10 protein-coding genes are annotated in these 13,192 nt (G+C 72.8%); 5 read left to right on the top strand and 5 right to left on the bottom strand.

Translation table 11 applies throughout. The features are described 5' to 3' along the window. Window positions 1–31 precede the first annotated feature (31 nt). Window positions 32–1,270, top strand: a complete 1,239-nt coding sequence (manD, locus tag HNR68_RS14615; protein ID WP_179721328.1) for a D-mannonate dehydratase ManD — start codon at window positions 32–34, stop codon at window positions 1,268–1,270. A gap of 119 nt (window positions 1,271–1,389) precedes the next feature. On the opposite strand, the gene HNR68_RS14610 is transcribed toward manD, so the two are convergent. The 5 genes from HNR68_RS14610 to benA all read right to left on the bottom strand — a co-directional run bounded on the left by HNR68_RS14610 (window position 1,390) and on the right by benA (window position 9,375). Continuing rightward, window positions 1,390–1,656, bottom strand: a complete 267-nt coding sequence (locus HNR68_RS14610) for a sugar-binding domain-containing protein (protein WP_179721326.1) — start codon at window positions 1,654–1,656, stop codon at window positions 1,390–1,392. 334 nt (window positions 1,657–1,990) lie between these two features. Beyond that, window positions 1,991–4,744: a helix-turn-helix transcriptional regulator gene (locus HNR68_RS14605; RefSeq protein WP_343050151.1), complete on the bottom strand. Its 2,754-nt coding sequence runs from the start codon at window positions 4,742–4,744 to the stop codon at window positions 1,991–1,993. A gap of 53 nt (window positions 4,745–4,797) precedes the next feature. Next, a complete protein-coding gene (gene benC, locus HNR68_RS14600; RefSeq protein ID WP_179721324.1) occupies window positions 4,798–7,443 on the bottom strand; it encodes a benzoate 1,2-dioxygenase electron transfer component BenC in 2,646 nt (881 codons plus the stop codon). A gap of 13 nt (window positions 7,444–7,456) precedes the next feature. After that, window positions 7,457–7,984, bottom strand: a complete 528-nt coding sequence (benB, locus tag HNR68_RS14595; protein ID WP_179721322.1) for a benzoate 1,2-dioxygenase small subunit — start codon at window positions 7,982–7,984, stop codon at window positions 7,457–7,459. 11 nt (window positions 7,985–7,995) lie between these two features. Further along, entirely contained in the window at window positions 7,996–9,375 is a 1,380-nt protein-coding gene (benA, locus tag HNR68_RS14590; protein ID WP_179721320.1) for a benzoate 1,2-dioxygenase large subunit, read from the bottom strand. Between the two features lie 236 nt (window positions 9,376–9,611). On the opposite strand from benA, the gene HNR68_RS14585 reads away from it, so the two are divergent. From HNR68_RS14585 to catC, 4 genes are read left to right on the top strand one after another with little or no spacing between them, the layout of a single operon-like run. Continuing rightward, window positions 9,612–10,520, top strand: a complete 909-nt coding sequence (locus HNR68_RS14585; RefSeq protein WP_179721318.1) for a LysR substrate-binding domain-containing protein — start codon at window positions 9,612–9,614, stop codon at window positions 10,518–10,520. Continuing rightward, window positions 10,517–11,620 carry a mandelate racemase/muconate lactonizing enzyme family protein gene (locus HNR68_RS14580; RefSeq protein WP_179721316.1) on the top strand — a complete coding sequence of 368 codons (1,104 nt, stop codon included), beginning with the start codon at window positions 10,517–10,519 and terminating at the stop codon, window positions 11,618–11,620. The genes HNR68_RS14585 and HNR68_RS14580 overlap by 4 nt, the downstream gene beginning before the upstream one ends. Window positions 11,621–11,648: 28 nt before the next feature. Further along, on the top strand, window positions 11,649–12,506 hold the full coding sequence (gene catA, locus HNR68_RS14575; RefSeq protein ID WP_179721314.1) for a catechol 1,2-dioxygenase: 858 nt from the start codon (window positions 11,649–11,651) through the stop codon (window positions 12,504–12,506). Between the two features lie 51 nt (window positions 12,507–12,557). After that, a complete protein-coding gene (gene catC / locus HNR68_RS14570) occupies window positions 12,558–12,839 on the top strand; it encodes a muconolactone Delta-isomerase (protein ID WP_179721312.1) in 282 nt (93 codons plus the stop codon). Window positions 12,840–13,192 lie beyond the last annotated feature (353 nt).

The raw sequence follows: 13,192 nt of genomic DNA, 5'->3' as shown, positions 1-13,192 counted from the left end.
CGACCCCGCACCGTCAGAAGGAGTGAGCGCTGTGCGCATCGAACGCGCCGATGTCATCGTCACCAGCCCGGGCCGCAACTTCGTGACCCTGAAGATCACGACGGCGGACGGCGTCGTCGGCTTCGGCGACGCGACGCTCAACGGCCGCGAGCTGTCGGTGGCCAGCTACCTGCGCGACCACGTCGCCCCGCTGCTGGTCGGGCGCGATGCGCACCGCATCGAGGACACCTGGCAGTACCTCTACCGCGGCGGGTACTGGCGCCGGGGCCCGGTGACGATGGCGGCCATCGCCGCGGTGGACACGGCGCTGTGGGACATCAAGGCCAAGGTCGCAGGACTGCCGCTGTACCAGCTGCTCGGCGGGGAGAGCCGCGAGCGCTGCCTGGTCTACGGCCACGCCAGCGGCCGGGACCTGCCGGAGCTGTTCGAGTCGGTCCGCGCCCACCAGGAGCTCGGTTTCCGCGCGATCCGGATCCAGACCGGCGTTCCCGGCCTGCCGTCGGTGTACGGCGTGGCCTCCAGCTCGGCGGCCTCGGTGGGCAGCGGCGGGCGCTACGACTACGAACCCGCACGCCGGGCCGCGCGGCCGACCGAGGAGACCTGGGACACCCGCGCCTACCTGCGCCACGTGCCGACCGTCTTCGAAGCGGTGCGCAGCGAGTTCGGTCCCGAGCTGGTGCTGCTGCACGACGCGCACCACCGGCTGACCCCGATCCAGGCGGCCAAGCTCGGCAAGTCGCTGGAACCCTACGACCTGTTCTGGCTGGAGGACGTCACCCCCGCCGAGAACCAGGAGGCGCTGCGCCTGGTCCGCCAGCACACCACCACCCCGCTGGCGATCGGCGAGGTGTTCAACACGATCTGGGACTACCAGTCGCTCATCCAGGAGCAGCTCATCGACTACGTGCGCTCCCCCGTCACCCACGCCGGCGGGATCACCGGGGTGCGGCGCATCATGGACTTCGCCGCGCTGTACCAGGTCAAGTCCGGCATGCACGGCCCCACCGACGTCTCCCCGATCGGCATGTCCGCCTCCGTCCACTTGGGACTGGCGCTGCACAACTTCGGCATCCAGGAGTACATGCTCCACAGTGAGCAGACCAACGAGGTGTTCGGTCCGACGCTGGAGTTCGCCGACGGTGGTCTGCGCCCGAGCGAGGAACCCGGGCTGGGCATCCACTTCGACGAGGAGCTGGCCGCGAAGCACCCCTACGAGCCCGCGTACCTGCCGACGAACCGGCTGCTCGACGGCACCGTGCACGACTGGTGACCGACCCGGTCCCCGGGCCCGGCGCAGGGCCCGGGGTACCGCGGGTCAAGAGCACGTCACCCCGCGCCGGGCGCGGCGCTGCGCCACCTCGGCGGTGACCGCGCGGAACCGCGCTTCGGTCAACGGGTAGGCGGCCATGAACGCGATCGCGGCGGCGGCCCACTTGAGCGGTGGGTCTGGTACCAGACGTCGCCGACGTGGTCCCGGACCTCCGCGTCGGCGGAGACGTCGTTGTAGCTGGCGGGGACCGGGACTTCGAGGCGACCGGGCAGCCTGTCCCGCCACCACCGCTGGTCACGGCCTTCCCCGGCCGGGTCGAGCGCGAACCCCCACAGCCCGTCGAGGCGGTCGCGGTCCCGGCAGGCGTTCACGGTGGGTCGAAGCATCGTCGCTCCTCTTGGCCGGAAACCGGCCGATGACAGGGGATTACTGTCGACCGCGGCTGGCAGCCGGTGCCGGCCGAACCCAAGGATCGCGGGACCCCCGCAGCAACGAGTTTCCCGGAGTTGCCACCACGTCCCACCGAGAACCGGTTGTCTGGCGCGGGAACCCGCGTTTCGCGGGTGTGCGGGTGGTGGGGGCACCCCCCGGTGGTGCGGTCGTCGAGTTCGCGGTTCGAGGCCTTGCGGCATGCCGCCGGCGCACGTGGCAGAGTACCGGGAGGACGGCTCCCCCCGGGGGCGCCGCCGACCTCCGGCCGCACCGTCCACACCGGACGGTTCAGTCCTCCGCCTCCTCCGACGTGGCGCGGTAGCGAGCGGCGAGCTCCGTGCGGGAGCGGATGCCGAACTTCGCGTAGATGCGGGTCAGGTGGTACTGCACGGTCTTGCTGGACAGGAACAGCTCCGCCGCGACCTCCTTGTTGGACATCCCCCGCGCGACCAGGCGCGTCACCGCCTCCTCCTGCGGGGTCAGCACCGAGTGCGAGCGCGCGAGGTGGACGCCCCCGGCCTTGAGCTCTCGGTCGCAGCGTTCGACGTAGGTCGTCGCCCCCATCGCGGCGAAGCCGTCGCGGGCCGCGGTGAGCGCGACGTCGGCCCGGGCGCGGCGGCCGAGGCGGCGCAACGCCTGGCCGTAGCTGAAGTTGATGCGGGCCTGGTCGTAGCGCAGCGGCAGCGCGTCGATCAGCCCCAGCGCTTCCTCGAACGACGCGGTGGCGGCGGCGACGTCGCCGCGCGCGCCGTGGAGCCGACCGCGGGCGGCCGCCAGCCGGGCGCGGGCCGACGCGTGGTCGCGCTCGGCCGCCAGCTCCTCGTGCGGGGTGAGGAAGGCGTCGGCCTCGTCGAGTCGGCCGAGCAGCACCAGCGCCTGGGCGTACATGTCGTGCCACGGCCAGTGGCCGGGTTCGTCGGCGTTCGAGGACGCGGCCGGGCGGGTGAGCGGGTACAGCGCCCGCAGCACCCCGGCCGAGTCGGCGCGGGCCTCGGCGACGTGGGCGCGCGCGAGCCGGCCCGGGATCCGCATGATCTGGTAGTCGTTCGGGCCGGTGGCGCACTGCAGCAGCACGCTCTCGGCGGCGTCCCAGGCCCCGCGCACCGCGTGCACCGCCGCCGCCGTCCACAGCAGCAGCGGTCCGGTCAGCAGCAGCCCGGTGCTCTCCTGCAGTTCCAGGGCCCCGCGGACGGTCGCCAGCGCCGCGTCGCACTCCCCGGTGAGGAACTGCGTCCGCGCCAGCCACGCGCGCGCCCACAGCGAGATCCGCGCGGAACCGCCGAGGTAGGTGGTGGGGACGGCGCTCTCGAAGTCGATGCGGGCGTCGTCGATCCGGTCGGTGATCAGGTTCAGCCAGCCCCGGGCCATCACCGCGCGCTGCGCCTGGGCCCCGTGCCGCAGCCGCCTGGTCAGGTGCTCGTAGTCGCGGCGGGCCCGCTCCGCGCGCCCGGTCACGGCGAGCCCGAGACCGCGGATGGCCGCGGCTTCCACCGCGGGCGGCGCGTCGGCACCGGCGAGCGCGATGGCGCGGTCGGCCCACCGCACCAGGTCGCTGCCGTCGTAGCGGGCGAGCGCGTCGAGGACGTAGCGCTGGCAGACCAGCGCCGCGGTCTCCGGTTCGCGCTCGGTGCTGACGATGTCCCAGGCGCGGCGCAGGCGGGTCCCGGCCTCCGCGGCCCGGCCGCGCACCACGGCGAGGTAGCCGAGGACGGCGTCCCGCAGCGGGGTCTCGCGCAGGCTCTCCACCTCCGGGACCAGCGCCGCCGCGCGGAAGACGTCGCCCGCGCCGATCAACGCGTCGACGGCGCGGGTGAGCCGGGACTGCTGCCGCTGCGGGTCGTCGGTGAGCCGGCTGGCGTCGCTGAGCAGCGTGGCGGCGGTGCCCCAGGCGCCTTCCGCGGCGTGTTCGCGGGCCAGCTCGTCCAACCGCTCGGCGACCTCGGCGTCGGGCACGGGGCTGGCGGCCACCCGCAGCCGCAGCGACCGGACCGGGTCGGCCACCAGCTGCGCGGCGCGGCGCTGCAGGGCGGCGCGCCGCGCCGGTCCGAGGCTGGTCAGCACCGCGGCCCGCACCATGGGGTCCGGCGGCCCCACCCTGGTCAGCCCGCGCGGGGCGAGCTCGACGAGCCCGGCCTCGGCGGCCTCGTCGAGCAGCGGCAGCGGGTCGGTGTCGAGCTCGGCCAGGGCCATCACGTCGCGCACCGGGGCGTCGGCGCCCAGCACCGCGGTCGCCTCGACGAACCGCTGGACCGGGGGCGAGCACTCCGCCAGCGCGCGCCGGGTGCGGGCGTCGACCGTGGCTGGGGCGGGCAGCGTCGGGTCGAACCGGGACCAGGTGGACCGGGGCAGCTCCGCGAGCAGTTCGACGACCGGTTTGGGGCGGCCGGAGGTGTGGCGCAGCAGCCGCTCGGCCATCGAGGGGTGCAGCGCGACGCCGTGGGCGGCGGCCAGTTCGCTGATCTGGCGGGCGTCCAGCGGCGGGACCCGGGGCGCGTCGGTGGCGATCCGCGGCAGCAGGTCGAGCACCTCGGCGTCGGTGCGGCGGTCACCGGTGGTGGCGGTGGCCACCACCCGCAGCCCGGCCTCGGGGTGGTGGCGCAGGGCCGACGCCAGGGTGCGCAACGACTCCACGTCGGCGACGTGCGCGTCGTCGAGGACGAGCAGCGCGCCCGCGGCCAGCCGGGCGAGCTCGCCGGCGGTGCCCAGCGGCGTGGACGGGGTCAGGCCGGGGAACGCCTGCGACAGCAGGGCGTACGGGCAGCGGGACTCCCACGCCGCCGCGGTGGCCCGCCGGCGCGGTCCCTCGTGGCGCCGCAGGAGGTGCTCGGCGATCGCCGACGTGCCGATCCCGGGCGGACCGGCGAGCAGCACGAACCGGTTGCGGCCGCTCCGGAGGCGCTGCTCCAGGTCCGCCACGAGCTCGGCTCGGCCGATCAGCGGCACTGCTGCTCTGGTCACGTCCACCTCGTCGTCGGTCCCCGCGCGGGCGGGGCGGTGCGCGGCGCCGCCGGGCTGCGCGGTCACCACCGCCCGCCCGTCCACTGTGCCGCACCGCCCGAGCGGCGACGACCCCGCACCCGCTCGGCGGTCCGGCGTCACCCGAGGTCGCCGCCCGCCACCGGCAGGACCGTCCCGGTGATGTAGGACGCTTCGTCGGAGGCGAGGAAGGTGATCGCCGCGACCTGCTCGTCGAGCGTGCCGTAGCGGTGCAGCAACGACGTGCTCAGCGTCTGGTCGATGTGGGCCTGGAACCACTCCCGCTCCTGCTCGGTCTCCAGCGCCGAGCCACCGCGGGAGATCCGCCGCGGCGGTGCGTCGGTGCCGCCGGGCGCGGTCGCGACCACCCGGATCCCCGCGTCGGCGCACTCGAACGCCAGCGAGGCGGTGATGGCGTTGATGCCGCCCTTGGCCGCCGAGTAGGGGATGCGGTGGATGCCGCGGGTGGCCGCCGAGGACACGTTGACGATCACGCCGCCGCCCCGTTCCCGCATGGACGGCAGCGCCGACCGGCACGACAGCAGCGTCGTCATGAGCGAGCGCCGGACCTCGGCCTCGATCTCCTCCGGGGAGAACTCGGTGAACGGCTTGAACCAGATGGCTCCGCCGACGTTGTTGACCAGCACGTCGATCCGCCCGAACCGCGCGAGCGCCGCGTCGACGACGGCCTGCGCGCCCTCCCAGGTCTCCAGGTCCGCCAGCACCGCCTCGGCCGCCAGTTCCCCGGCCAGCTCCTCGACGAGTTCCGAGCGGTCGGCCAGCACCAGCGACCCGCCTTCGGCGGCGATCCTGCGCGCGGTGTGCTCGCCGATGCCCTGGGCGGCGCCGGTGACGACGACGACCTTGCCGTCGAACCGGCCCGGCGTGACGAAGCGGGGTCGCTTCGCGGCGTCGGCTTCGGCCATCGCCCGCCGGGTGGTGGCCTTGGACCGCTCGGCGTGCTCGGCGACCAGCCGCCGGGCCTCGGCGCGGTCGCCGGCCTCGAAGGCGGCGACGATGTCGAGGTGGTCCTGGGTGCAGCGCGGGTGGCACCAGGTGGCGCCGCGCAGGGTCGTCTCCACGTGGCCCTGGACGCCGAGCGCCCGGTAGGCCTGCAGGAGGTGCTCGTTGCCGGTGAGGGTGAACAGGTACTCGTGGAACGCGGCGTTGGCCTCGGTGTACGCGGCGGCGTCGAGGAACCGGTCCCCCTCGACGTGGGGCACGGTGGCCTCCGCCAGCAGCCGGTAGCCGGCGAGCTGCTGGGAGCTGAGCCGCCCCAGGGTGATCTCGAGCGCGCCGAGCTCCAGGGCCTCGCGGGCCTCGAAGAGCGCGTCCGACTCGTGCACCGACGGGTGCTCTTCGCCGATCTCGTAGCGTCCCGGGGCGGGCGCGGGCTCGTGCAGCGGCGCGAGGTCGTCGCGGGCGGGCAGCACCTCCTGGCCCGCGATCGACCGGGCCGCGGCGTCGCCGACCAGCGGTGCGCCGGGGTCGAGGCGGCGGCTGCCGCTGCCGGTGGCGGGCCAGATCGGCTGCCCGGCGATCGCGCGCGCGGTGGCGATCTCCTCCGCGTCCGGCAGCGGGGAACCCGCGTGCAGCGGCGCGACCTCGGCCGCCGGGAAGACGCTCTGCCCGGCGATGCCGCGGCCGTCCGACCCGACCGCGGCGAGGGCGACCGCGGGCTCCGGCTCGGCGACCGGCACGGGTTCGGTCTCCTCCGGCTCGGCCGGGGGTTCGGCGGCGGCCGGCTGCTCGCTGGCGCTGGCGGCGAGGGCGAACTTCTCGTAGTAGAAGCCGGTCGGCTCGAAGCCGTCCGCGGCGAAGTGCCCGCGCACCGCTTCGACCATCGCCGGCGGACCGCAGAGGTAGACCGCGACGTCGCCGCCGTGCAGGTGCTCGTCCCGGATGAGCGTGGTGACGTAACCCTTGTTGGGTGCCTCGCTGCCCGGGTCGGCGACGCAGTAGTCCCACGTGAAGCCCTCCAGCTGCGCGGCGAGCTCGCGCAGGGTCTCGGTCTCCACGAGGTCGTCGTCGGTGGTGACGCCGTAGACCAGGTGCGCCGGGCGGGTCGATCCCGTGTCGCGCATGGTGCGCAGGATGGACAGGATCGGCGCCAGGCCGGTGCCGCCGGCCAGCAGCAGCACGGGCCGGTCGGTGTCGCGGAGGAAGAAGCTGCCGTGCGGCCCGGTGAAGCTCAGCTCGTCGCCCGGCTTCGCCCGCTCGGTCAGGTACTCCGACATCACGCCGCCGGGCGTGAGCTTGACCAGGAAGGTCAGCTGCTCGTCGTCGGGGCTGCTGCTGAACGAGTAGGACCGGGACTCGCCGGTGCCGGGGACCGCGATGTTGACGTACTGGCCGGGCAGGAACGCCAGCTCGTCGCGCTTCGGCGTCTCCAGGGTCAGCGCCACGGTGGTCGGCGAGAGCCGGTCGAGCGCCGTCAGCGTGGCCGGGTAGGTCGCCGCCTGCGTCTTCGCGACCGCCGACGTGCTCGCGATCCGCAGCACCAGGTCGGACTTCGGCTTCATGCTGCAGGGCAGCACGTAACCGCGCGCGGCCTCGTCCGCGGTGAGCGCGTCGTCGATGTAGCTGCCGCCGTCGTAGTCGCCGGACTCGCAGAACGCCTTGCAGGTGCCGCAGGCGCCGTCGCGGCAGTCCAGCGGGATGTTGATCCGCTGCCGGTAGGACGCGTCGGCGACGGTCTGGTCCGCGGTGCAGGTGATGAACTTCGTGACGCCGTCCTCGAAGGACAGCGCGACCTGGTAGGCCATGACCGCCCTCCGCTCAGATGTGGTAGACGTCGACGACGTGGTGGATGTAGTCGTTCTTCAGCACCACGGTCTTGCGGCGGATCAGCGGTGCCGGGCCGGAGAAGTCGATGGTGTAGAACGACGTCCCGTAGTACGGGTCCACGGTCTTGTACCGGAAGTACATGGTGTGCCAGTTGAACCGCACGTCCACCAGGTCGCCGCGGCGCTCGATCAGCTCGACGTTGCTGATGTTGTGGCTGGTGCGCGGTTCCGGGATCGAGGTCGCACTGGAGCGCTCGGTGCGGATGCGGAAGACGCGGTCCTCCAGCCCGCCCTTGTTCGGGTAGTAGATCAGTGAGATCGACGTCTGCGGGTCGGCGGAGAGCATGTCGTCATCGCCCCAGGAGGGCATCCAGAAGACGACGTCGTCGGCGTAGCACTCCAGCCACTTCTCGAACTCGCGGTCGTCGAGGTAGCGCGCCTCCCGGTACAGGAACTGCTCGATGTCCTGCTGGGTGATGGTCTTGGTCCCGGTGGCGGAGGTGTCGGTGGTGACGGTCATCGGGGATCTCCTCACGCGGTGGCGGTGGCACGCTCGGTCCGGGCGCGCTCAGCGGCGATGGCGGCTTCCATGGCCTGCTTCCAGTAGCCGTGCTGGACGGGGTAGAGGCCCTCGTCCTCGTTCTTCTGGCCGGCGGAGATGACGCCCGTCAGGCCGAGGGACTCGGCGACCTCGTCCGGGCCGTCGATCCAGTGCTGCGCGCCGCGGCTCATGTCGTTCCACGGCGCGGCCGTCGCGCGGAAGGTCAGCTGGCAGGAGCGGAACTCCTCCAGGTCGTCCGGGGTGGCCATGCCGGTGGCGTTGAAGAAGTCCTCGTACTGGCGGATCCGCCACGCCCGCGCTTCGGCGCTCTCCCCCTTGGGCGCGATGCAGTAGATGGTGACCTCGGTCTTGTCCGGCGCGATCGGCCGGAAGTGCCGGATCTGGGTGGAGAACTGGTCCATCAGGTAGACGTTCGGGTAGAGGCAGAGGTTGCGGGAGCCGCGGACCATGAACTCGCCCTTGGCCTCGCCGTACTCCTCCTTCAGCTCCTCCATCTTCGGCCACAGTGGACGGTCTTGTGGGTTGCCCGCCCAGGTCCACAGGCACAGGTGCCCGTGCGGGAACGACCAGTACCCGCCGCCGGACTTGCCCCAGCTGCCGGCGTCGAGGGTCTTGGTGTCGTTCGTGGACTCCCCGGTGTTCCGCCGTGCCGTGGTGGCCGCGTAGTTCCAGTGCGTGGCGGTGACGTGGTAGCCGTCGGCGCCGTTCTCCGCCTGCACCTTCCAGTTGCCGTCGTAGGTGTAGGTCGACGAGCCGTGCAGCACCTCCAGCCCCTCCGGGGACTGGTCGACCAGCATGTCGATGATCTTCGTGGTGTCACCGAGGTGTTCGGCCAGCGGCAGCACGTCGGGGTTGAGGCTGCCGAACAGGAAGCCGCGGTAGGAGTCGAAACGCGCGACCTCGGTCATGTCGTGCGACCCGTCGGTGTCGAAGGAGTCCGGGTAGCCGGCCCCGTCGGGGTCCTTGACCTTGAGCAGCTTGCCGTCGTTGCGGAAGGTCCACCCGTGGAACGGGCAGGTCAGCGTCATGCGGTTGTCGGTCTTGCGGCGGCAGACCATCGCGCCGCGGTGCGCGCAGGCGTTGATCAGGCAGTGCAGCTCGCCGTCCTTGTCGCGGGTGATCACGACCGGCTGGCGTCCGATGTGGGTGGTGAAGTAGTCCCCCGGGTTCGGCAGCTGGCTCTCGTGGGCGAGGTAGACCCAGTTGCCCTCGAAGATGTGCTTCATCTCGAGCTCGAAGATCTCCTCGTCGGTGAAGATCCGCCGGTTGGCGCGGTGCACGCCAGCCTCGCGGTCCTCGACCACGGCGTCGGCGACGACCGCGGACACGTGCTCCAGCCTCTCGCTCATCGGTCCTCCAGGGGGCGCGGATCGGCGTTGATCGGCCTCCGGCGGTCCGAGCCGCCGTGGCACGGCCCAGAACGATGAAACCTCGTGTCGCCGGTCACACCCGGCAGATGCCTAGACCTGACCCAGGGTGTGATTCATCGATGTCGCTTATCAATCGCGCCGAACGATGTCTTTGTCTTCGATGAGTTCGCTCCCTACCGTGAGGGGCCGGTGGCAGCGGCCCGGAAGGAGGCACCGTGGAACTGCGTCACCTGCGCTACTTCGTCACCGTGGCCGAGACCTGCCACTTCGCTCGGGCGGCCGAGCAGCTGCACGTCGCCCAGCCGGCGCTGTCGCACGCGGTCCGGCAGCTGGAGAAGGAACTGGACGTCACCCTGCTGGCCCGGACGACGCGGCAGGTGCGGCTGACCCCGGCCGGCGAGTTCTTCCTGACCGAGGCGCGACGGGTGCTGGCCACCCTGCAGGACGGGGTGCGCGGCGTCCAGCGCATCGGCGAGGGCAAGCTCGGCCTGCTCCGGGTCGGGTTCACCGGGACGGCCGCGTTCTCCCACCTGCCGCGGCTGGCCCGGGCGCTGTCGCAGCGGGTGCCGCACGTGGAGCTGGAGGTCCGCGCCGACCTGCTCACCGCCGACCAGTGCGAGCACCTGCGCACCGGGACCCTCGGGCTCGGGGTGCTGCGGCCGCCGGTGACCGGAGACGACATCGACTTCCGGGTCATCGAGGTCGAACCGCTGATCCTGGCCGCCCCGGCCGACCACCGGCTGGCCGTCGAGCCCGTCGTGTCGATGGCGGACCTGCGGGCCGAGCCGCTGGTGACCTACCACGCGCGCGGGTCCGTCGTGCACGAGGCGGTCGCGCGCAGCTGCCGGGAGGCCGGGTTCACCCCGCAGCAGCAGCACGAAGCTCCCGGCACCGCGGCGCTGCTCGCGTTGGTCGCCGGCGGGCTGGGCGTCGGCGTGGTGCCCGCGTCGGCGCGGTCGCTGCCGCTGGACGGCGTCGTGTTCCGCGACCTCTCCGGCGCGGCCACGGTCGAGCTCGCCCTGGCCTGGCACCGCGAGACCCGCTCCCCGCTCGTCGCCAGCGCCCTCGCCGCGCTCGACGACGTCTTCCCGTCCCCTGGCTCCACCTCAGAGGTCAACCGATGAAGATCACGCAGGTCGAGGCGATCCCGTTCGCCATCCCCTACCGCAAGCCGCTGCGGTTCGCCTCCGGCGAGGTGCACGCCGCCGAGCACGTCCTCGTGCGGGTGCACACCGACGACGGCATCGTCGGTGTCGCCGAGGCCCCGCCGCGACCGTTCACATACGGCGAGACGCAGGCCGGGATCGTCGCCGTCATCGACGGCGTCTTCGCCGAGCAGGTCGTCGGCCTGAGCCTGCTCGCCCGGGAGACCGTGCACGCCCGGCTCAACCGGACGGTCGGCAACCCGACCGCGAAGTCCGCGATCGACATGGCGGTCTGGGACGCGCTCGGACGCACCCTCGACGTGTCGGTCACCGACCTGCTCGGCGGGTACACCGACCGGATGCGCGTGTCGCACATGCTCGGTTTCGACGAACCGGCCGCGATGGTCGCCGAGGCCGAGCGCATGCGCGACACCCACGGCATCACCACGTTCAAGGTCAAGGTGGGCCGCCGCCCGGTGTCGCTGGACACCGCGGTCGTGCGCGCGTTGCGCGAGGGCCTGGGCGAGGATGTCGACCTGTACGTGGACGGCAACCGCGGGTGGACCGCCGCCGAATCCGCTCAGGCCATGAAGGAGATGGCCGACCTCGGTCTGCTGTTCGCCGAAGAGCTCTGCCCCGCCGACGACGTGCTCGGCCGCCGCTGGCTCGTCTCCCAGCTGGACGTGCCCTTCATCGCCGACGAGTCCGCCGTCACGCCCGCCGACGTCACCCGCGAGGTCCTCGGCGGCTCGGCCACCGCGGTGAGCATCAAGACCGCGCGCACCGGCTTCACCCAGTCACAGCGCACCCACCACCTCGCTGAGGGGCTCGGCCTGGAAGTGGTGATGGGCAACCAGGTCGACGGCCAGCTCGGTTCACTGTGCACGGTCGCCTTCGGTGCGGCCCACGAGCTGACCTCGCGCCGGCCGGGCGAGCTGTCGAACTTCCTCGACATGAGCGACGACCTGCTCGCCGAACCGCTGCGCATCACCGACGGCGAGCTCACCGTCCGCCCCGGCGCCGGGCTCGGTGCCGAGATCGACCCGGACAAGCTCCAGCGCTACCGCCTGGACCGCTGAAAACCCCCGATGGATCGAGGAGGATCCCATGACCGCCACCCAGGAGCAGGCCACCGCCGCCGCGTCCGGCGCGAACGCGACCGAGCGGTTCAAGACCGACAAGCTCGGCGCCCTCGCCGACACGCCCCCGGAGCGGGTGAGCCTGCTGGCCCGCGAGGTGCTCGAGGCCGTGCACAGCACGATCCGCCGCCACAAGGTCACCTACGACGAGTACAACGCGCTGAAGGCGTGGCTGATCCAGGTCGGCGAGGACGGTGAGTGGCCGCTGTTCCTGGACGTCTGGGTCGAGCACGTCGTCGAGGAGGTCGCCACCGAGCACCGGCAGGGCAACAAGGGCACCATCGAGGGCCCGTACTACGTCCCGAACGCCCCGGAGCGGGGCTCCCACGGGGCCGTGCCGATGCGCGCGGACGAGCCCGGCACGCCGCTCACCTGGTCCGGGCAGGTGCGGTCCACCGACGGCTCCGTGCTGGCGGGCGCCACGGTCGAGCTGTGGCACGCCGACGCCGAGGGCTTCTACTCCCAGTTCGCGCCCGGTCTGCCGGAGTGGAACCTGCGCGGGACGTTCACCACCGACGCCGAGGGCCGGTTCGAGATCCGCACGATCCGCCCGGCGCCGTACCAGATCCCCACCGACGGCGCGTGCGGCAAGCTGATCGCCGCCGCCGGCTGGCACGCCTGGCGCCCGGCCCACCTGCACGTCAAGGTGTCCGCGCCCGGGCACGAGCTGCTCACCGCGCAGCTGTACTTCCCCGGCGACGAGCACAACGACGACGACATCGCCTCGGCGGTCAAGCCCGAGCTCGTGCTGGCGCCGCAGCCCGCGCCCGACGGCCACGGGGACGTGGTCGAGTACGACTTCGTCCTCGACCCGGAACGGGCCTGACGAACCGCCCGCCGCCGACCGCGGCGGGCGAGCACCACCGAGGAGTTGCCGATGCTCTACCACGTCCGCATGGACGTCCACCTGCCGCCGGACATGGACCCGGCGGAGCGCGACGACGTCCTGACCCGCGAGAAGGCGTACAGCCAACGGCTGCAGCGCGAAGGGCGGTGGCCGCACCTGTGGCGCATCGCCGGCGAGTACGCCAACATCTCGATCTTCGACGTCGCCGACCACGACGAGCTGCACACCCTGCTCTCCGGCCTGCCGCTGTTCCCGTACATGCGGATCCAGGTCACGCCGCTGGCGACGCACCCGTCCACGATCACGGACTGAACCGCTCGCCCCGCCGGGCCTCCACGACCGGGCCGGCACCCGAACGCCGCGCACGTTCCGGGTGCCGGCCCGGCGGGTTCCACGGGATTCCCGGTCGCGCAGCGAAGTTTCCCCGACTGTCCACAAAAGACGTCTGATGAGGACGGTTTCCGTCGCGCCGGGTATCGTTTCGCGGGACGGCGCCTGTCGCGCCGCCGACTCGCGCTCTCCCCCACTGCCCGCGGCGACCGACCGCGCTCCGCGCACCCTCCTCGACCCCGCCGCAACCACGAAGCGTGCGCACGTGACGTACCGCACACGATCCGGCGCGCTCGCTCGATCTCCGCTGGTCAGAGCGGGTGCGAGCTTAATGT

The sequence above is a fragment of the Saccharopolyspora hordei genome, from assembly GCF_013410345.1.
In the GTDB taxonomy this organism is placed as follows: Bacteria; Actinomycetota; Actinomycetes; order Mycobacteriales; family Pseudonocardiaceae; genus Saccharopolyspora; species Saccharopolyspora hordei.
Note: the sequence above shows the minus strand (reverse complement) of the source record. Positions and strands in the feature narration are given on the sequence as shown.

Bases quoted from the DNA above. Each gene is read 5' to 3' on its own strand.
- HNR68_RS14610 (WP_179721326.1), bottom strand. From the start codon at position 1,656: ATGCTTCGACCCACCGTGAACGCCTGCCGGGACCGCGACCGCCTCGAC.
- benC (WP_179721324.1), bottom strand. From the start codon at position 7,443: ATGGCCTACCAGGTCGCGCTGTCCTTCGAGGACGGCGTCACGAAGTTC.
- benB (WP_179721322.1), bottom strand. From the start codon at position 7,984: ATGACCGTCACCACCGACACCTCCGCCACCGGGACCAAGACCATCACC.
- benA (WP_179721320.1), bottom strand. From the start codon at position 9,375: ATGAGCGAGAGGCTGGAGCACGTGTCCGCGGTCGTCGCCGACGCCGTG.
- HNR68_RS14580 (WP_179721316.1), top strand. From the start codon at position 10,517: ATGAAGATCACGCAGGTCGAGGCGATCCCGTTCGCCATCCCCTACCGC.
- catA (WP_179721314.1), top strand. From the start codon at position 11,649: ATGACCGCCACCCAGGAGCAGGCCACCGCCGCCGCGTCCGGCGCGAAC.
- catC (WP_179721312.1), top strand. From the start codon at position 12,558: ATGCTCTACCACGTCCGCATGGACGTCCACCTGCCGCCGGACATGGAC.